At 68.6% G+C, this 16,947-nt stretch carries 16 protein-coding genes; 6 read left to right on the plus strand and 10 right to left on the minus strand.

Features of this window, described 5'->3' with window-relative positions; all coding sequences use genetic code 11:
- Position 1: 1 nt before the first annotated feature.
- Positions 2 to 1,003, minus strand: a complete 1,002-nt coding sequence (locus BJY22_RS11200; RefSeq protein ID WP_167205929.1) for a hypothetical protein — start codon at positions 1,001 to 1,003, stop codon at positions 2 to 4.
- Positions 1,004 to 1,057: 54 nt separating this feature from the next.
- Here BJY22_RS11200 and BJY22_RS11205 point away from each other — a divergent pair, with 54 nt between their 5' ends.
- Entirely contained in the window at positions 1,058 to 2,740 is a 1,683-nt protein-coding gene (locus tag BJY22_RS11205) for an ABC-F family ATP-binding cassette domain-containing protein (RefSeq protein WP_167205931.1), read from the plus strand.
- A 37-nt stretch (positions 2,741 to 2,777) separates the two neighbouring features.
- Positions 2,778 to 4,535: a hypothetical protein gene (locus BJY22_RS11210; RefSeq protein ID WP_167205932.1), complete on the plus strand. Its 1,758-nt coding sequence runs from the start codon at positions 2,778 to 2,780 to the stop codon at positions 4,533 to 4,535.
- On the opposite strand, the gene BJY22_RS11215 is transcribed toward BJY22_RS11210, so the two are convergent.
- Positions 4,532 to 5,506 carry a glycoside hydrolase family 18 protein gene (locus tag BJY22_RS11215; RefSeq protein WP_337758514.1) on the minus strand — a complete coding sequence of 325 codons (975 nt, stop codon included), beginning with the start codon at positions 5,504 to 5,506 and terminating at the stop codon, positions 4,532 to 4,534. The genes BJY22_RS11210 and BJY22_RS11215 overlap by 4 nt on opposite strands.
- On the minus strand, positions 5,503 to 6,051 hold the full coding sequence (locus BJY22_RS11220) for a TetR/AcrR family transcriptional regulator (RefSeq protein ID WP_337758515.1): 549 nt from the start codon (positions 6,049 to 6,051) through the stop codon (positions 5,503 to 5,505). The genes BJY22_RS11215 and BJY22_RS11220 overlap by 4 nt, the downstream gene beginning before the upstream one ends.
- A gap of 119 nt (positions 6,052 to 6,170) precedes the next feature.
- On the opposite strand from BJY22_RS11220, the gene BJY22_RS11225 reads away from it, so the two are divergent.
- Entirely contained in the window at positions 6,171 to 6,626 is a 456-nt protein-coding gene (locus BJY22_RS11225; protein WP_167205935.1) for a nuclear transport factor 2 family protein, read from the plus strand.
- Positions 6,627 to 6,715: 89 nt separating this feature from the next.
- Here BJY22_RS11225 and BJY22_RS11230 read toward each other — a convergent pair whose 3' ends face one another.
- The 7 genes from BJY22_RS11230 to BJY22_RS11260 form a co-directional block, all read right to left on the minus strand.
- The gene (locus BJY22_RS11230; protein ID WP_167205937.1) at positions 6,716 to 8,056 is read right to left on the minus strand and encodes a sulfatase-like hydrolase/transferase; all 1,341 of its coding nucleotides are present in this window, start codon (positions 8,054 to 8,056) and stop codon (positions 6,716 to 6,718) included.
- 9 nt (positions 8,057 to 8,065) lie between these two features.
- The gene (locus BJY22_RS11235; RefSeq protein ID WP_167205939.1) at positions 8,066 to 8,893 is read right to left on the minus strand and encodes a carbohydrate ABC transporter permease; all 828 of its coding nucleotides are present in this window, start codon (positions 8,891 to 8,893) and stop codon (positions 8,066 to 8,068) included.
- Positions 8,886 to 9,737, minus strand: a complete 852-nt coding sequence (locus BJY22_RS11240; protein WP_337758518.1) for a carbohydrate ABC transporter permease — start codon at positions 9,735 to 9,737, stop codon at positions 8,886 to 8,888. Before BJY22_RS11240 ends, BJY22_RS11235 begins: the two co-directional genes overlap by 8 nt.
- A complete protein-coding gene (locus BJY22_RS11245; RefSeq protein ID WP_167205941.1) occupies positions 9,734 to 10,999 on the minus strand; it encodes an extracellular solute-binding protein in 1,266 nt (421 codons plus the stop codon). Before BJY22_RS11245 ends, BJY22_RS11240 begins: the two co-directional genes overlap by 4 nt.
- Positions 11,000 to 11,046: 47 nt before the next feature.
- Complete coding sequence (locus tag BJY22_RS11250) at positions 11,047 to 12,048, minus strand: LacI family DNA-binding transcriptional regulator (protein ID WP_167205943.1); 1,002 nt, start codon at positions 12,046 to 12,048, stop codon at positions 11,047 to 11,049.
- A gap of 86 nt (positions 12,049 to 12,134) precedes the next feature.
- The gene (locus tag BJY22_RS11255; protein WP_167205945.1) at positions 12,135 to 12,944 is read right to left on the minus strand and encodes an SDR family NAD(P)-dependent oxidoreductase; all 810 of its coding nucleotides are present in this window, start codon (positions 12,942 to 12,944) and stop codon (positions 12,135 to 12,137) included.
- 77 nt (positions 12,945 to 13,021) lie between these two features.
- On the minus strand, positions 13,022 to 14,308 hold the full coding sequence (locus BJY22_RS11260; protein WP_337758520.1) for a citrate synthase: 1,287 nt from the start codon (positions 14,306 to 14,308) through the stop codon (positions 13,022 to 13,024).
- 275 nt (positions 14,309 to 14,583) lie between these two features.
- Between BJY22_RS11260 and rplM the strand changes: the two genes are divergently transcribed.
- From rplM to glmM, 3 genes are read left to right on the plus strand one after another with little or no spacing between them, the layout of a single operon-like run.
- Positions 14,584 to 15,027 (plus strand): 50S ribosomal protein L13, encoded by a 444-nt coding sequence (gene rplM, locus BJY22_RS11265; RefSeq protein WP_131286311.1) that lies wholly within the window; start codon positions 14,584 to 14,586, stop codon positions 15,025 to 15,027.
- Positions 15,028 to 15,062: 35 nt separating this feature from the next.
- The gene (gene rpsI, locus BJY22_RS11270) at positions 15,063 to 15,584 is read left to right on the plus strand and encodes a 30S ribosomal protein S9 (protein ID WP_141854750.1); all 522 of its coding nucleotides are present in this window, start codon (positions 15,063 to 15,065) and stop codon (positions 15,582 to 15,584) included.
- Positions 15,585 to 15,591: 7 nt separating this feature from the next.
- Positions 15,592 to 16,938: a phosphoglucosamine mutase gene (gene glmM / locus BJY22_RS11275; RefSeq protein WP_167205949.1), complete on the plus strand. Its 1,347-nt coding sequence runs from the start codon at positions 15,592 to 15,594 to the stop codon at positions 16,936 to 16,938.
- Positions 16,939 to 16,947: the final 9 nt, after the last annotated feature.

Below are 16,947 nucleotides of genomic sequence, written 5' to 3' on the forward strand. Positions count from 1 at the left end.
GCTACCGAGACCACTCGTCCCGTTGCCGCACGAAAGAGGTCACGAGGCGCGCAGCCGCGGCCGCGCCGCCTGCCGCGCCGCCTCCTGCGGCCGCGCCGCCTCGTGCGGCCGCGCCGCCGACCTCCAAGAACTGCCGCAAGCGTGCCGTCTCCGCGTCGACCGAGAGCCTGTATTTGGCCTCGACGCCCTTCAACACCTGCTCGACTCGCAGGACCGCTCGGGCACCGGTCTCGCGACCTCGCTGGGCAAGCTGGTCCGGCGGCTCGATGCCCAGGGTGTACTGCGTGAGCGACCCGAGCTCATCCTTCAGCGGCTGGGACAGCTGCCGCCTGATCTCGCTCCGATCCTGCTCCGGCATCAGGTCGTTCAGCCGCGAGTCGATGAGTACGTCGGCCATCGCGTTGTAGCGCTGCACGAACGGCGCCTGGTCGACGGTCTCCCAGACCTCGTACGGCGACATGCCGCTCAGCGTGTGCAGACCGTGCAGGACACCCTCGACGCCGGCCTGGTACCCGGCGTACGCCGAGATCATCGGCGCCTCGAGGATCCTCGGGACGACGTTGTCCATACCGATGTCCTGGATGACGGGGTCGACGACCCGGTCTCGGTTGCTTTCCGCTAGCCCCTCGGTCGCGACCGTATACTCCGGCGAGGCGAGCTGGATCGCGTCCGGCTCGAACGCGTAGCCGAACTCGTGCTGATGATGGTCTGTTTCGTGGACCACGATCATCACGCCCGCCCGCGCGCCTTCGGTCGTCGGGAGGTCTACTGAGCCGGGTGCGTCGTACGCGCGCATCACCGGTTCGAGCACTTGCGGACGGCTGATTGTCATCGTGCCGTCGCTCAGCGCGGAGCCGGCGGACTCGCCGAGTTGCTCGTACAGCCGCCGGTTCCACGACGACGGGCGGCCGGTCAGGCGTTCGGTCGCCTCGACGACGCTCGCGACCCACTGGTACTCCCGTGTGCCGGGCAGGATCTCCCGGCCCATCAGGTTCGTTGGCACGGCGTCCACGATAACTGTTCGCCGGGAGCAGGCGCGGGCCGTCAGACTGGGGGCATGGGTCACGTGGATGTCGCCGGTGTCGGGTACGAACTGCCGGACGGGCGGGTGTTGCTGGACGACATCACGTTCCGGGTCGGGGACGGTGCGAAGGTCGCGCTGGTCGGTGCGAACGGCTCCGGCAAGACCACGCTCACCAGGATCATCGCCGGCGACCTGAAGGCCCACAGCGGCAGCATCTCCCGGTCCGGCGGGCTGGGGGTGATGCGGCAGTTCGTCGGCTCCGTGCGGGACGAGTCGACCGTGCGGGACCTGCTGCTCGGTGTCGCGCCGGAGGCGATCCAGCAGGCCGCGGCCAAGCTGGACAAGGCAGAGCTGGCGATGATGGAGGCCGACGACGAGAAGACCCAGCTGAGGTACGCGCAGGCCGTGGCGGACTGGGGCGAGGTCGGCGGGTACGACGCCGAGGTCCTCTGGGACGTGTGTACGACGGCTGCGCTGGGCATCCCGTTCGACGGCTGCCGCTGGCGTGAGGTGAAGACGCTGTCCGGTGGTGAGCAGAAGCGCCTGGTACTGGAGGCCCTGCTGCGCGGCCCGGACCAGGTGCTGATGCTGGACGAGCCGGACAACTACCTCGACGTACCCGGGAAGCGCTGGCTCGAGGAGCAGCTGCGCAACTCGGACAAGACCGTGCTGTACATCAGCCACGACCGGGAGCTGCTGGCCAACACCGCTACCCGGATCGTCACGGTGGAGCTCGGTGCGGCCGGCAACACGGCGTGGACGCACGGCGGCGGGTTCTCGACGTACCACGAGGCCCGGCGGCATCGGTTCGAGCGCTTCGAGGAGCTGCGCAAGCGCTGGGACGAGGAGCACGCGAAGCTGCGCGCACAGATGCTGATGTACAAGCAGAAGGCGGCGTACAACTCCGACATGGCGTCGCGGTACCGAGCCGCGCAGACCCGGCTGCGCAAGTTCGAGGAGGCGGGTCCGCCACAGGCCCTGCCGCGCGAGCAGAAGGTCAGCATGCGCCTCACCGGCGGCCGCACGGGGAAGCGCGCCGTCGTGTGCACAGCACTCGAGCTGACCGGGCTGATGAAGCCCTTCGACCTGGAGGTCTGGTACGGCGAGCGTGTCGCGGTCCTGGGGTCGAACGGGTCCGGCAAGTCGCACTTCCTCCGGCTGCTCGCCAACGGTGGTTCTGATCCGGATGTGGAGCACCAGCCGGTAGGTGACGTGCAGATCGGTTCGGTGGCGCACACCGGCAAGGCGAAGCTCGGTGCGCGCGTGCGGCCTGGGTGGTTCGCGCAGACGCACGAGCACCCGGAGCTGGTCGGGAGGACGTTGCTGGAGATCCTGCACCGCGGTGACGACCACCGTGAGGGCATGGGGCGTGAGCTGGCGTCACGGAAGCTGGACCGGTACGAGCTGGCGCATGCGGCCGAGCAGACCTTCGACAGCCTGTCCGGCGGTCAGCAGGCCCGTTTCCAGATCCTCCTGCTGGAGCTGTCCGGTGCGACCCTGCTGCTGCTCGACGAGCCGACGGACAACCTGGACGTCGAGTCGGCCGAGGCGCTGGAGGAGGGCCTGGACTCCTTCGACGGCACGGTCCTCGCAGTGACGCATGACCGCTGGTTCGCCCGCGGCTTCGACCGCTACCTGGTGTTCGGCGCCGACGGCTCGGTCTACGAACCAGCCGAGCCGGTGTGGGACGAAGGCCGCGTGGATCGAGCTCGCTGACCTTAGAGTTCTCCCACACAAGGAGGGGGGAACTCCGATGACAGGCGATCTTGCTGCCCGCTGGGTCCGCACCGTGGTTCCGAGCTGGCTCTACCGCTGGCTGATGCCCGTTGTCTGGTTGGCCGCCGTCGTGGCATCGCTGCTCCCCGACCTCGGCCGGTGCTCGGCCGAGGACCCGACGGTGTGCGGTCCGGACCCGCTGACGGCGTTGGTGATCACCCTCCTGCTCTCGTCGGTCGTCCTGCTGTGGTGGCACCCGCTCGTTGCCGCGGCAGCGGGAGTCCTGTTCATGATCGGGGAACTCCTGTACGACGACATCAGGTCGACGCAGATCGCTTGGGCCGTGTACGGCGTCGCCTGTGCCGCACTGCTGCTGCGGATGGTCACCAGCCGCCGCAACCAGCGCTCCATCGCGGCAAGCGCGCCGCGGCATCACGTACAGGTTCCGCCGGCCGCCCGGATCGGTGTGACCAGCCGGCTCCTCGTAGCCGGTGCACTGGTGCTGATAGGGGCCGTGGCGGTCGGCTGGATGAACCGCCAGGACCAACGCGAGGACGAGCACGTACGGCGTTCCGTGGAGCAGACGGCCGTTGTGAAGAGCCACACCGACGACGGCGAACTCGTACTCCAGCTGCCGGACGGCCGGACCCACACTGTCAGCCCGCTGGACGACTACGACGACGGGGCACAGCTCCCGGTCCGCGTCGATCCACAAGACGGCAGCTGGCTCCGGCTGCGTGCTGAGCCCGCCGACAACACGCACTGGCTTGGGGTCGCCAGTGGTGTCTGGCTGCTTGCGCTTCTGTTCCTGCTGCGCGATCTGCGGCTCCGTAGGGCGCATCCGCGCAGAGCCTGGCGCGGGCCGGCACTGCCGGTGCGGATCGAGCCGGACGCGTCTTCGGCGTTCGCCGTCAGCTCCGCGGACGGTCGGGTCCTGCTGGGCTTCCTGGATGCCGCACTGGACGACGAGGAGAGCGAGTCGCGGTTGTTCGACGCTGTGGACGCGCTCGGTGAGGAGGCGGATCAGGCGCCGGCCAAGCTCAAGCGGGAGTGGGAGGAGACCCTCCACCGGTACCGTGGCGACGCTTTGCTCGTCGGCGACCTGGCGGAGGGCAGTTGGCCGACGATCGTGTTCGGCGACCAGATCCTGCGGCCGCTCAGTCCGTTCCGGGCGCCGCGCCGGCTCCCGTGGCGCGCAGAGCGGGTGGTCGGTCTGCCGGAGGACTTCGAGCCGGACGAGGACGTTCCCGCAACCCGGTCCGTCGAGGCGGCCCGGGAGGTGCCGAGGCTGCCCTGGGAGGTTCCGCTGCGGGCCCGGCCTCAGTGGGCACTGCCGGCGCTGATCGCCGTAGTGGTCGTCGTTCCGGTCGCGGTGGGGACCTTTGCGGTCTGGGGCGACTGGTTCGCGGCCATCCTGGCGACCGGTGTCGGTGCACAGCTGGTCCAGACGTTTGGCTCGCGGGCGTTTTACCGGGTCATGGCCAGCGCGACCGACCTGTGGATCCGCACCGGCTGGTCGGAACGGCGTGTGCCCTGGCGGTCCGTCGACGCGGTCGAGATCGAGGAAGACGGTCTGAGCCTGGAGGCCGGTGAGGACTGGCACGTTGTCGGCGGTATCCCCGAGCAGCAACTGCCTGAGGTGGCCGCCGTGTTCGAGACCCTCCGGCTCCGCTCCCGCACCGGTCTGCCGGACCAGACCGTCGGCCGCCGCCTCTCACCGGTCCTGTTGATCAACGCGGCCTTGGTGGCTGTCTGCGTGCTGATCCTCGTGCTGGCCCGCTGGAGCCCGTTCTAGGGCGCCACACACCAGCCGTCGCGGTACGCCGCCAAGTGCTCGTCGGTGGCGGCGAAGTCGACGTACAGGGCCAGACCGAAGTTCTGGCGGGTGGAGGTGCCCAGGCCGAGGCGTGCGCCGCGGACTGCCGCGGTGACCGTTTCCGCGTGGCCCCAGTGGGCCGCGTTGTTCTCCCAGTACGCCGGGAGGCCCATGAGCAGGTCAGTTGTCGGGGGAGTGACCTCCAGCGCCAGCTTGGTCTGCTTGGCGACGTACCCGCCGTACAAGGACTCCAGTGGCAGCGCGGTGTCGTAGGACATCACTGCGATCTGGTTGACGCGTTCGGCGACCTGGCGGAAGTAGTCCTGCGACCACCACTTGTCGACGGGGGTCGCATGCAGGTACCACAACGTGTCGATCTGCGCGGCCGCGACCGACAGCGTCGCACCGAGCGTACGGGTCTCGTCCAGGACGGCCAGGTATCCCTTCGACCCCGACCGGACCGGCTCGAAGTCGTAGTGGATGCCCTCGAAACCCTGCTGCAGAACGGCGGCCGCCGATGCGACCACGCGCTTGCGGACCGCCGGATCGTCGAGGTTCATCCCGGGATCCTTGCCCGGCTGTACGACGTCACCGAGCCAGGCCTGCACGCGGACGCCGGGAGCCGCGGCATGCACCGCGTCGACGAACCACCGCGCCCTCGGCGAAACCTTTGCCAAGGGCAACGTACCGTCGTGCTCCAGCGGACCGGCGTGCACGTAGAGATCCCGGATGCCTGTTCCCAGTAGCTGCTGGGCCAGCGCGGTCACGTCGGCAGCCGTTTTCCGTCCGTCGACCCAGGCGTGGCCGAGCCAGAACGCGTCCTGGTTCCGGGTGCGGGCCTCCGTGGACGGATCACCGGCGAAGTGCACGCGCAGCGAGACCGCATACGCGCCGAGCGGGACGACCAGGACCAGCAGCACGATCACGGCGATGCGCAGAAAACGTTTCACGAAAGCGTTTTCAGGCCGTCGAAGACCAGCGCCAGCATCCGGTCCCGGGTCTCCGGATCGAGTTCGGCGGCAGTCGCCCCGCGGGACGCGCCGATCAGCAGCGCGTACACCTCGGGGAACTGCGCGTCGGCCCGGACCGCACCGGCCTTCTGCGCCGCGGCGAGCAGTCCGCCGAACGCCTCCCGCATCCCGCGACCGGCCTCCCGCGCCTCCTCGCCGGCGGCCGCGCCCGCCGCGCTCAAGGCTTCCGCGATCGCCAGCTTCGACGCGGACTCGGACACCACCTGCGTGAAGAACTCGAAGAACGCCGTTCCCGGGTCGGCGCTGCCGGCCAGTTCCAGCGCCCGGTCCCGGATCCGCTCCAGCCGCAGCGTCAGGACCGCCTCGAGCAGGTCGGTCTTGGTCGGGAAGTGCCGGAAAACGGTGGCGATCCCGACCCCGGCCAACTTCGCCACGTCGTCGGTGGACGCTCCCGGCGACCGTCCGAAAACGTTGTCCGCGGCGGCCATGATCCTGGCCCGGTTGTCCCGTGCGTCTGCTCGCACCCCAGCTCCCCTCCGTCACCCTCAGCCTAGAAGACGCCGTGACTCCAGTCCCGGTTGTAAACGAAGTCGAGACTCCATATATTCGAAGTTGTCACTCCGTTTATGTCGTGAGGAATCCGATGACTCCTGAAGAGGTCTTCCTGAAGCTCGTCCACGGCGTCGCCGACCGCGACTTCGCCGCGCTGCCGCCGTTGTATGCCGAGCAGACCGATGTCCGGCACCCGATGAACCCGTACGGCGACCACCCGCTGCTCACCCGGGACGCGCTCCGGGAGCACTTCGGCGGCGTCGGCCCGCGCGTCGCCGAGGTCGTGCGCTTCCAGCCGGACAACATCCGCGTGCACCACACGACCGACCCGGAGGTGATCGTGGCCGAGTTCGAGTACGCCGGGACGGTCGTGGCCAGCGGTGAGCCGTTCCGCGTCCCGGCGATCTTCGTCCTGCGGGTACGCGACGGTTTGATCGTGGAGTCCCGGGACTACATCGACCACCTCGCGATGATCCGCGCCCGCGGCCAGGCCGACGCACTGATCGCCCATCTGAAGGAACCGGCCGCCGCCTCGTCCGCGTCCTAGTCCGCAGAGGCGCCGGATGGCCCCGGACCGAGGCATCGAGCCCGCCCGGGGCCATCTCCAATCCAGCTGCTCCGAGCGCCCCATCCCCGCTACTCGAGGCGCCGGCCGTCCAGTTTCAGCCGGCGAACCGTCGTTTCCGGAAAACGCCCGCGGTCGCGGACCTCCGGGTACGGCGCCACCGTCACGGCTTGCCCTTCGACCGCGGCGATCTCGTCGACGAGCCGCGCCCGCAACCCGGCGGCGACCTCTTGGTGATTGACGCTGTCGATCAGGTTGTCGAGCTCGTACGGATCCGCGGCGAGGTCGTACAGCGCCCGCTCGGTGTAGACCTCGGCCGCGGGCACATCTCCGGCCTCCGGAGCGTGCACGTAGTACTTCCACCGCTCGGTCCGCAGCGCCCGACCGACCTCCGACTCACTGACCTGGATCAGCACCGCGTCGCGACGGGATTCCCGCAGGGGTACGCCGTCGAGGTTGCCGGGCAGCGCGATCCCCGCCGCGTCCAGCAGCGTCGGTACGACGTCGACCGTGCTGACCGGTGCGCTCACCCGCGAGCCTCCGCGGTACCCCGGCCCCTCGACCACCAGCGGCACCCGGACCGACCCGTCGTGGGGCGAGCGCTTGTACTCGCTGTTCCGCGTTTTGAAGTGTGAGCCGTGGTCGGACGTGTAGAGCAGCAGGGTGTCGTCCGCGAGGTCGAGACTGGCCAGTGCGTCCCGCAGTCGCCCCAGACACTCGTCGACGCGTTTGATCTGGCCGTAGTACCCCGCGGCGTGCTGGTGCGCCGTACCGGGCAGTGTCGCCAGATCCGGCGGTAGCCAGGCGCCCGTGTAGGTGTTGCGGTAGACCTCGGGGGCCGGGTAGTCGTCGTGCTCGTTCTGGTGATGCGGCTCGATCAGCGAGAGGAAGAGCATGAACGGACGGTCCTCGGCCGACGCGCGGGTGACGTAGCGGATCGCCGCGTCGGTCAGCGCGTCCGGGCGGTAGCCGGGGAGGAACACCGGCTCGCCGTTCCTGTCGTACACCACGGTCCGATAGGCGTCGGAGGTGAACTCGAGCAGGTTGGACGCCAGCCAGTACTCGTACCCCGCCTGCTCCTCGGCCGGGACCGGGTCCTGGGTCCCGAGGTGCCACTTGCCGATGTACGCGGTCTGGTACCCGGCATCACCGAACAGGCGGCCCAATGCCGGCGCGTCGGTCGGCAACGGAACGCTGTTGCGGAAAACGCCGGCGTTCGTCGGAAACAGTCCGGTCTGCAGGGCCGCACGCGCCGGAGCACATACCGGGTTGGTGGTGCAGGCAGTCTCGAAGAACGTGCCGCGGCGGGCCATCAGGTCGAGGTTGGGTGTCAGGCCGAGCGGACATCCCGCCGCGCCGACGGTGTCCCAGCGCTGCTGGTCGGTGAAGAAAACGATCACATTGGGGCGCATCAGGAGGTCTCATTTCAGTCCGGAGAGGGCGATGCCCTCCACCAGGAACTTCTGGGTGATCACGAAGAAGATCGCGGTCGGGACGAACAGGATCAGCGCGCCGGCCGCCGTCAGGTTCCACTGCGTGAAGTACTCCTGGTTGAACAGCGTCAGCCCGATCGGCAGCGTGCGCATCTCGGTCCGGCTGGTGGCGATCAGCGGCCAGAGGAACTCGTTCCACTGGAAGACGAACGTGAACAGGCCGAGCACGGCCAGCGCCGGCTTGCACTGCGGCAGGATCACCCGCAGGTAGATCCGGAACTCGCCGGCGCCGTCCACCCGGGCCGCCTCGATCAGCTCGTCCGGCAGCGGCCGGATGAACTGCCGCATCAGAAAGATGCCGTAGGCATCCATCAGGAACGGCACGATCAGCCCTTGGTAGCTGTCGATCCAGCCCAGGCTCGCGAAGATCGAGTAGATCGGCAGCATCCGGACGAAGAACGGCACCATCAGCGTCGACAGGACGGCGACGAACGCGATCCGCTTGCCGGGGAAGTCCAGCTTCGCGAACACGTACCCGACCAGCGGGTCGAAGACCAGGTGCGAGACGGTGATCGCGCCGGCCATCACGAAGCTGTTCACGAAGAACCGCCCGAACGGCGCCGCCTCGAACAACCGCGTGAAGTTCCCCCACTGCAGGTCGGCGGGCCACAGCACCGGATCACCGGACTGCACCTCGCCGTCGCTCTGCAGCGCGAGCACGATCATGTACAGCAGCGGCAGCACGGTGACGAGACCGAGCAGGACGAGGACGACGTACGCCGCGACGCGGTCGCCGGGAAAGAGCCGTTCACGCATCGGTCCGCTCCCCGATCCGCAGCTGCGCCAGTGACAGGATCAGTACGACGATCAGCAGCAGCACCGACAGCGCCGACGCGTACCCGAAATCGTTGTCGTTGAACGCGACGATGAACAGCCGGTGCGCGTAGAGCGAGGTCGCGTTGCCGGGACCGCCGCCGGTGACGATGTACGGCAGCGCGAACTGCTGCAGCGTGCTGATCAGTCCGATGATCGACACGAACAACGTTGTCGGCGCGAGCAGCGGCAGCGTGATCGCGAAGAACCGCCGCCACGGTCCGGCGCCGTCGATCCGCGCGGCTTCGTAGTACAGCCCCGGAATGCCCTGCAGGCCGGCCAGGAACAGCACCATCGTGTAGCCCGCGCCGGACCAGACCGTGATTCCGACGATCGTGGCCAGCGGGTGGGTGCTCAGCCAGGTCTGCCCGGGCAGGCCGACCGCCTCGAGCAGGCGATTGAGGATGCCCACCTGCGGATCCAGGATGTTCCGCCAGAGCAGGCCGATGATCGACACCGACGTCAGGTACGGAATCAGCAGCACCGAGCGGAACAGTGTGCGGCCGCGCAGCGACTGGTTGAGGATCACGGCCAGTCCGAGGCCCACCGCGGTACCGACGACCAAGGTGCCGGCGGCGTACGCGAGCGTGATCAGGAACGAGTGCAGAACCTCGGGATCTGCGAAGGCACGGGTGAAGTTGCCGAGTCCGACGAACGAGACGCCGTCGGACCCGTACGCGCCGGTCAACAGTTGGTTGCCGATCGGGACGAAGAACAGGAGCGCGAAGAACAGCACTGCCGGGGTGAGGAACAGCCATGCGGTCAGCGCCTGACGGCGACGGATCACAGTGCGGCTCCGGCTTGCTTGCGGAAGTCGTCCAGTGTCTGGCCGACCGGTGCGTGCTGGATGATCATCTGCTGGTACGCCTTCTTCCACAGCTCGTTGATCTGCGCGGCCTTCCCGCTCGCGGACAGCGCGACGTCCTGTTTCGCCACCACGGCAAGGGCTTTCGCGATCGTCGCGAGGTTCGGGTCCGCGGCGACCGCGGGGTCGGCGGCCCAGCTCTTGCGCGGCATCGACATACCGGCTTCCTTGGTCGCGGCGAGCTCGACCTTGACGGCGGCGAGCTTGGTGATCAGCTCCCAGGACAGCTTCGGGTCCTTCGCCTTCGCCGGGATCATCAGACCGGCGCCGGCCATCGCCGCGGACTGCACGGCCCCGGTCAGCGGTACGGCGAGGCCGAGATCGAGGTCCGGACTGCCCTGACGGATCGGGCCGATGTCCCATGGACCGGAGACGAACATCGCGGCCCGCCTGGCGGAGAACAGCTTCTGCGGACCCGAGTAGTCGGTGGTCGCCACGGGAGCGGGGGAGACCTTGTGGGTGTAGATCAGGTCCTGCATCCACTGCATCGCCTGCAGCGCACCATCAGCGGGCATCATGAACTGCTTCGCGCCGACGTTGCTGAAGTCGACCTTCTGCTGGCTGTAGTACGGCGCCGCGTAGCTCGGATCCGAGTTGAGCGCGCAGCCGCTGACCTTGTCCTTGGTGGTCGCCTTCGCCACCTCGAGGAACTCGTCCCAGCTGGCCGGCGGCTTGTCGAAGCCCGCCGCGGACAGCATCTGCTTGTTGTAGAAGAGCAGCCCGTTCGCCGTCAGGTGCAGCGGGATCGAGTACGTCTTGCCCTCGTACTGGCGGGCGACCACAGCCTGGTCCAGGAAATCCCCCGGAAAACCGAATTCCTTGTCCGCGGCCGCGAACTCGTCCAGCGCCAGAACGTTTCCGGCCAGTCCGTACTGCGTTCCGGTCCCGGCGGAAACTTCCTCGACGAGGTCAGGAACGTTTCCGGAACGGAAATCGGCCGTGAGTTTCGTGGTCAGGTCCGGCCACTGGAACTTCTGCCAGTTCATCTGCAGGTCGTGGTCCTTGCCGAACTGGTCGATGACGTCCTTGTAGGCCCGGTACCCGTGCCCGGCGTTCCAGTAGATCGTGAACGTCCGGCTGTCGGCCTTCTGCGCGGCGGGTTTGGCGGGGGAGCAGCCGACAGCACCGAGCACGGTGACGCCCAGCCCCAGCTGCAGGAACGAACGACGGTTGAACGAGGGCATGACAAACCTTTCGAACGGCGGTACGGCGGAAGCACCCGGAGCAGGGGCTACGCGGATGCGCGGTGGTTCAGCACCCAGGGCATCAACAGCTCCCGGGCCGGCAGCGTGGGATCGTCGATACGCGCGAACAGCGCCTCGACCATCTCGGTGAAGTCGAGCTGGTGCATGCCGACGCTGGTCAGTGACGGCATCGAGTTCGTCGCCTCGCGGGTGTTGCCGGTGCCGATCACGGCCAGGTCGTCCGGCACCTTGACGCCGCGGTCGGCGGCGGCCTGCAGGGCGGCGAAACCACCGCGGTCGGACTCGGACACGACGGCGTCCGGCGGGTTCGGTCCGTCGAGCAGTTCGCGGACCACGAGCACGGCGTCCTCCCGCGACGCCGCGCCGACGCGCACGAGCGCCGGGTCGACCTCGCGGCCCGCCTGCTCCAGTGCGTCGACGTACCCGAGGTAACGGTCTTCCTGCACGCCGGTGTGGGACAAGTAGGCGATCCGCTCGCGGCCGGCGTCGATCAGGTAGGTGGTCGCCTCCGCGAGGGCCGTGCGGACGTTGTTGCGGACGACATCGACCCCGGGCATCCGCAGGCTGTCGCTGAAGGCCATCAGCGCGCGGGTGGAGCGGCGGGCCGCGGTGAGGTCGAGGTCGTCGCTGAGGACCGGAGTGAAGATCGCGCCGTCGACATGCCCGCGGGTGATGACCCGCAGCGACTGGGCCGCCCGGTCGAGGCGCCGTACCGGGACGCCGATGACCGAGTAGCCGCGGGCGGCGGCGATGTCCTCGCACTCCCAGGTGAGGTGGTCGAGCCACGGGCTCACCGGCGGCGCGTAGACGATCGCGATCAGCTCCGACCGCTGCCGCCGCAGGCTCCGCGCCGCGGTGTTCCCCTTGTACCCGAGCCGCCGCGCGGCGTCCTCGACCCGCTTCCGCGTCGGCTCCGGCAGCGGCGTCGTCCGGTCCGCGCGCCCACTCAGCACATAGGAACAGGTGGCAACCGACACCCCCGCGGCCTCGGCCACGTCCCGCAGCGTCGTACGCCCTTCCCTGGTCATGGTGAAAGCATTAACCTGAAGGCAGCAGTGATCAATACCCGATTGTTGGTTAATTTGCTAGACATTAACCACCGAACGGTGGCGGGTCAGCGCGGGACCGGGTCGCTGAAGCCGTACTCGTCGGCCAGAGCCGAGCTGCGAACGACCTGGCCGGTGAAGCGGATGACCTCCGGGTCGGCGGCCAGCGCCGCGACCCCGCGGCCGACGAACTGCGGCGACTCCGAGTCCGACAGGTCGAAGTACTCCGCCGCGCGCAGCACCGACTCGGTTCGTACCAGGCCCGGGTACAAGGACACCGCGGTCACACCGTGATCGCGCAGTTCGTGCGCCATGCACGCGATCATGTGGTCGGTCGCCGCCTTCGCCGCGCCGTACGCGACGCTGGTGTCGACCTTCGCGGCGCCCTCCGACGAGACGCTGACGATCAGTCCGGCTCCCTGCGCGACCATCGTGGGTGCCGCCGCCACGCTGGTCACGTAGTGGGCTCGGACCCCGGCCCGGAACGCCGAGTCCCAGCGCTCGAGCGGCTGCGTCCAGAAGCCGGCCTCCTCCCAGAACGGCGTACCGTCCCAGAAGTACTCGTAGCCGCCCCACACGTTGTTCACGAGTACGTCGAGACGCCCGGCGTCGTCCAGCACCCGCTGGACGGCCCGCCTCGTCTGCTCGTCGTCGCGGTGGTCGCAGCCGATCGCCACCCCCCGCCCGCCCAGCGCCGTGACCTCGGCCGCGGTCTTCTGCACCGTGCCGGGCAGCAGCGTCGTGGCCGGCCCGCCGCTCTCGGTCCGGCCGGTGACGTACACGGTTGCTCCCTGCTCACCGAGCCCGAGAGCAATCCCCTTCCCCACGCCGCGACTCGCTCCGGTGACGAGCGCGACCTTCCCCGCCAGTGTTCCCATCTACCGAAGCTAACAGCGCCCGCGGACACAAAACGGCCCCTCGACCGGTTGGTCGAGGGGCCGTGCGGGTGGAGCGGTCAGCGGTCGCCCATCGGGACGTACTGGACGCCGCGCCCGCCGGTGTAGATCTGCTTCGGGCGGGCGATCTTCTGGTCGCCGTCGCCGAGCATCTCCAGCCACTGGGCCAGCCAGCCGGAGGTCCGCGGGATCGCGAACAGCACGGTGAACATCTCCGGCGGGAACTGCAGTGCCTCGTAGATCAGGCCGGAGTAGAAGTCGACGTTCGGGTAGAGCTTGCGGGAGACGAAGTACTCGTCCTCCAGCGCGATCTTCTCCAGTTCGACGGCGATCTTCAGCAGCGGGTTGATCCCGGTGACCTCGAAGACGTCGTCGGCGGCCTTCTTGATGATCTTCGCGCGCGGGTCGTAGTTCTTGTAGACCCGGTGGCCGAAGCCCATCAGCCGCTCTTCGCCGTTCTTCACGCCCTCGATGAACGACGGCACGTTGTCGACCGAGCCGATCCGGCGCAGCATCTTCAGCACGGCCTCGTTGGCGCCGCCGTGCAGCGGGCCGTAGAGCGCGCCGATCCCGCCGGCCACCGCGGTGTACGGGTCGACCTGGGTCGAGCCGATCGCCCGGACCGCGTTGGTGGACGCGTTCTGCTCGTGGTCGGCGTGCAGGATGAACAGGATCTCCAGCGCGCGCACCAGCCGGTCGTCGGCGGCGTACTTCGGCTCGCTCATCTTGAACAGCATCGACAGGAAGTTCGCCGTGTAGCTGAGCTCGTTGTCCGGGTACACGTACGGCTTGCCCTGTGCGTGCCGGAACGCGAACGCGCCGAGCGTCGGCATCTTGGCGATCAGCCGCCGGATCTGCAGCGCCCGGGACTCCTCGTCGAAGATGTTGCGCGACTCGGGGTAGAACGTGGACAGCGCGCCGACCGAGGCCAGCAGCATGCCCATCGGGTGCGCGTCGTACCGGAAGCCCTGCATGAAGGTCTTCAGGTTCTCGTGCACGAACGTGTGATACGTCACGTCGTGCGCCCAGGCCTCGTACTCCGCCTTGTTCGGCAGCTTGCCGTTCACCAGGAGGTAGGCCACCTCCAGGTAGTTCGACTGCTCGGCGAGCTGCTCGATCGGGTAGCCGCGGTACTCCAGGATGCCCTTGTCGCCGTCGATGAAGGTGACGGAGGAACGGCAGGACGCGGTGTTGACGAAGCCGGGGTCGTAGGTGGCGAGGCCGCCGTCGCCGTCGGTTGCGCTGATCTGCTTGAGGTCTGCGGCACGGATGGTGCCATCGGTGATGGCAAGGTCGAAGTCCTTGCCGGTCCGGTTGTCCCGGACGGTGAGCGACTGTTCGGTCACAATGCCCTCTTCGGAAGCTGGCGTCATCGCCTGGATGAATGAGGGTAGATCAGCCGGCGGGACGCGGGTTCGGACTGCAATCTTCACCGCTAAACTAGTGCGGTCCTCAGCTGCTTCCAAGCCGGGGTCCCCTCGGCGTGTGGGCTCACTTTGACCCGCGCGTGCCGACGCCGGTATTCTGGGCTGCTGTTGTGCGTTCCAGGTCGATGCCCTGTCGGCTGACCGCTCGCCGACATCCAGTTTTGTTCACCTCTGAGAAACGAAGGTCAACGACCGTGCGCACGTACAGCCCGAAGCCTGCTGACGTCACCCGTGAGTGGCACGTGATCGACGCCACCGACGTCACGCTCGGTCGGCTCGCCGTCCAGATCGCCACCCTGCTGCGCGGCAAGCACAAGCCGACGTTCGCTCCGCACGTTGACGGCGGAGACTTCGTCGTCGTCGTCAACGCCTCCAAGGTGGCGCTGTCCGGCACCAAGCGGACCGACAAGCTGGCGTACCGCCACTCGGGTCACCCGGGTGGTCTGACCGCGACGCCGATCGGCGAGATCCTCGACAAGGACCCGCGCAAGGCCGTCGAGAAGGCCGTCTGGGGGATGCTCCCGAAGAACCGTCTGAGCCGGAAGCTGCTGACCAAGCTGAAGGTGTACGCCGGCCCGGAGCACCCGCACACGGCCCAGCAGCCGAAGCCGTTCGAGATCACCCAGATCGCCCAGTAAGCGATCGACGAACCAGGTAAACGAGGATTCACAGCGTGAGCGACATCACCACCGAGACCGAAGAGTTCGACCCCGAGGTCCCCATCGACAGCGAGGGCCCGGTCGCCTACACCTCCGAGACCAACCCGGCTCCGGAGCAGCGCGCCGAGACGGGTCGGGTCGCGGTCATCAACCCGGCCGGCGCCACTGGTCGCCGCAAGGAGGCCGTCGCCCGCGTCCGGATCGTCCCGGGCACCGGCAAGTGGAAGATCAACGGGAAGGACCTCGACGTCTACTTCCCGAACAAGGTCCACCAGCAGCACGTGAACGAGCCGTTCGTCGTCGCGGGCCTCGAGGGCTCGTACGACGTGATCGCCCGGATCAACGGCGGCGGCATCACCGGCCAGGCCGGTGCGCTGCAGCTGGGTGTGGCCCGCTGCCTGAACGCGGCGGACCTCGAGGCCAACCGCCCGGGCCTGAAGAAGGCCGGTCTGCTCACCCGCGACGCGCGGATCAAGGAGCGTAAGAAGGCCGGTCTCAAGAAGGCCCGTAAGGCGCCTCAGTACAGCAAGCGCTGATCATCTGATGGCGCGTTTGTTCGGCACGGACGGAGTCCGTGGCCTGGCGAACGTGGACCTGACCGCGGAGCTGGCGCTCGACCTCTCGGTCGCGGCAGCTCACGTACTCGGCGAGGCCGGTGCCTTCGAAGGGCACCGGCCACGCGCCGTTGTGGGCCGGGATCCTCGTGCCAGTGGTGAGTTCCTGGAAGCCGCCGTGGTGGCCGGTCTGGCCAGCGCCGGCGTCGACGTCGTCCGGCTCGGCGTGCTGCCGACCCCGGCCGTCGCGTACCTGACCGGCTCGACCGGCGCCGATCTCGGCGTGATGCTGTCCGCCAGCCACAACCCGATGCCGGACAACGGCATCAAGTTCCTGGCCCGCGGCGGGATCAAGCTCGACGACGTGATCGAGGACGCCATCGAGGCCCGGATGGGCGAGGAGTGGCAGCGCCCGACCGGCTCGGGTGTCGGCCGGGTGTCCGACGACGGGCAGGGCTTCGAGACGTACGTCTCGCACCTGGTCCGCTCGGCCCCGAACCGGTTCGACGGCCTCAAGGTCGTCATCGACTGCGCGAACGGCGCCGCGTCGCAGACCGCGCCGGAGGCCTTGCGCCGGCTGGGTGCCGAGGTGATCACGATCGCCGCCGCCCCGGACGGCCTGAACATCAACCTCGACTGCGGATCCACGCACATCGAGGGGCTGCAGCGCGAGGTGATCGGCCACCGCGCCGACCTCGGCATCGCGCTCGACGGCGACGCGGACCGCTGCCTGGCGGTGGACGCCAACGGCGAGCTCGTCGACGGCGACCAGATCCTCGCGGTGCTCGCGCTGGCGATGCGCGACAGCGGCCGGCTGTCGAACGACACCGTCGTCGCGACCGTGATGAGCAACCTGGGCTTCGTACAGGCGATGGTCCGGGAGCGGATCGCGGTCGAGCAGACCAAGGTCGGCGACCGGTACGTGCTGGAGGCGATGAAGGCCGGCGGCCACAAGCTCGGCGGTGAGCAGTCCGGGCACGTGATCCTGTCCGACCACGCGACCACCGGTGACGGCACGCTGACCGCGGTCATGCTGCTCGCCCGGGTGGCCCAGACGGGGAAGAGCCTGGCAGACCTGGCCGGCGCGATGACCCGCCTGCCGCAGGTCCTGGTCAACGTGAAGAACGTGGACAAGTCCCGCGCGGGCAGCGACCCGGCGGTCCAGTCCGCGGTCGCCGAGGCCACCACCCGGCTCGGCGACACCGGCCGCGTCCTGCTCCGCCCGTCCGGCACCGAGCCGCTCGTCCGGGTCATGGTCGAGGCCGAGTCCTCCGACACCGCCCACGAGATCGCGCACTCGCTGGCCGACGTGGTGGCGTCGTCACTGAAGCTCTGAAGCTCTGAC

The organism is Kribbella shirazensis, from assembly GCF_011761605.1.
Classification (GTDB): Bacteria; Actinomycetota; Actinomycetes; order Propionibacteriales; family Kribbellaceae; genus Kribbella; species Kribbella shirazensis.

What these genes read in the sequence shown, in the direction of transcription:
- BJY22_RS11210 (WP_167205932.1), top strand. Translation starts at nt 2,778, where the DNA reads ATGACAGGCGATCTTGCTGCCCGCTGGGTCCGCACCGTGGTTCCGAGC.
- BJY22_RS11225 (WP_167205935.1), top strand. Translation starts at nt 6,171, where the DNA reads ATGACTCCTGAAGAGGTCTTCCTGAAGCTCGTCCACGGCGTCGCCGAC.
- glmM (WP_167205949.1), top strand. Translation starts at nt 15,592, where the DNA reads ATGGCGCGTTTGTTCGGCACGGACGGAGTCCGTGGCCTGGCGAACGTG.
- BJY22_RS11245 (WP_167205941.1), bottom strand. Translation starts at nt 10,999, where the DNA reads ATGCCCTCGTTCAACCGTCGTTCGTTCCTGCAGCTGGGGCTGGGCGTC.
- BJY22_RS11205 (WP_167205931.1), top strand. Translation starts at nt 1,058, where the DNA reads ATGGGTCACGTGGATGTCGCCGGTGTCGGGTACGAACTGCCGGACGGG.
- BJY22_RS11255 (WP_167205945.1), bottom strand. Translation starts at nt 12,944, where the DNA reads ATGGGAACACTGGCGGGGAAGGTCGCGCTCGTCACCGGAGCGAGTCGC.
- BJY22_RS11230 (WP_167205937.1), bottom strand. Translation starts at nt 8,056, where the DNA reads ATGCGCCCCAATGTGATCGTTTTCTTCACCGACCAGCAGCGCTGGGAC.
- BJY22_RS11250 (WP_167205943.1), bottom strand. Translation starts at nt 12,048, where the DNA reads ATGACCAGGGAAGGGCGTACGACGCTGCGGGACGTGGCCGAGGCCGCG.
- BJY22_RS11235 (WP_167205939.1), bottom strand. Translation starts at nt 8,893, where the DNA reads ATGCGTGAACGGCTCTTTCCCGGCGACCGCGTCGCGGCGTACGTCGTC.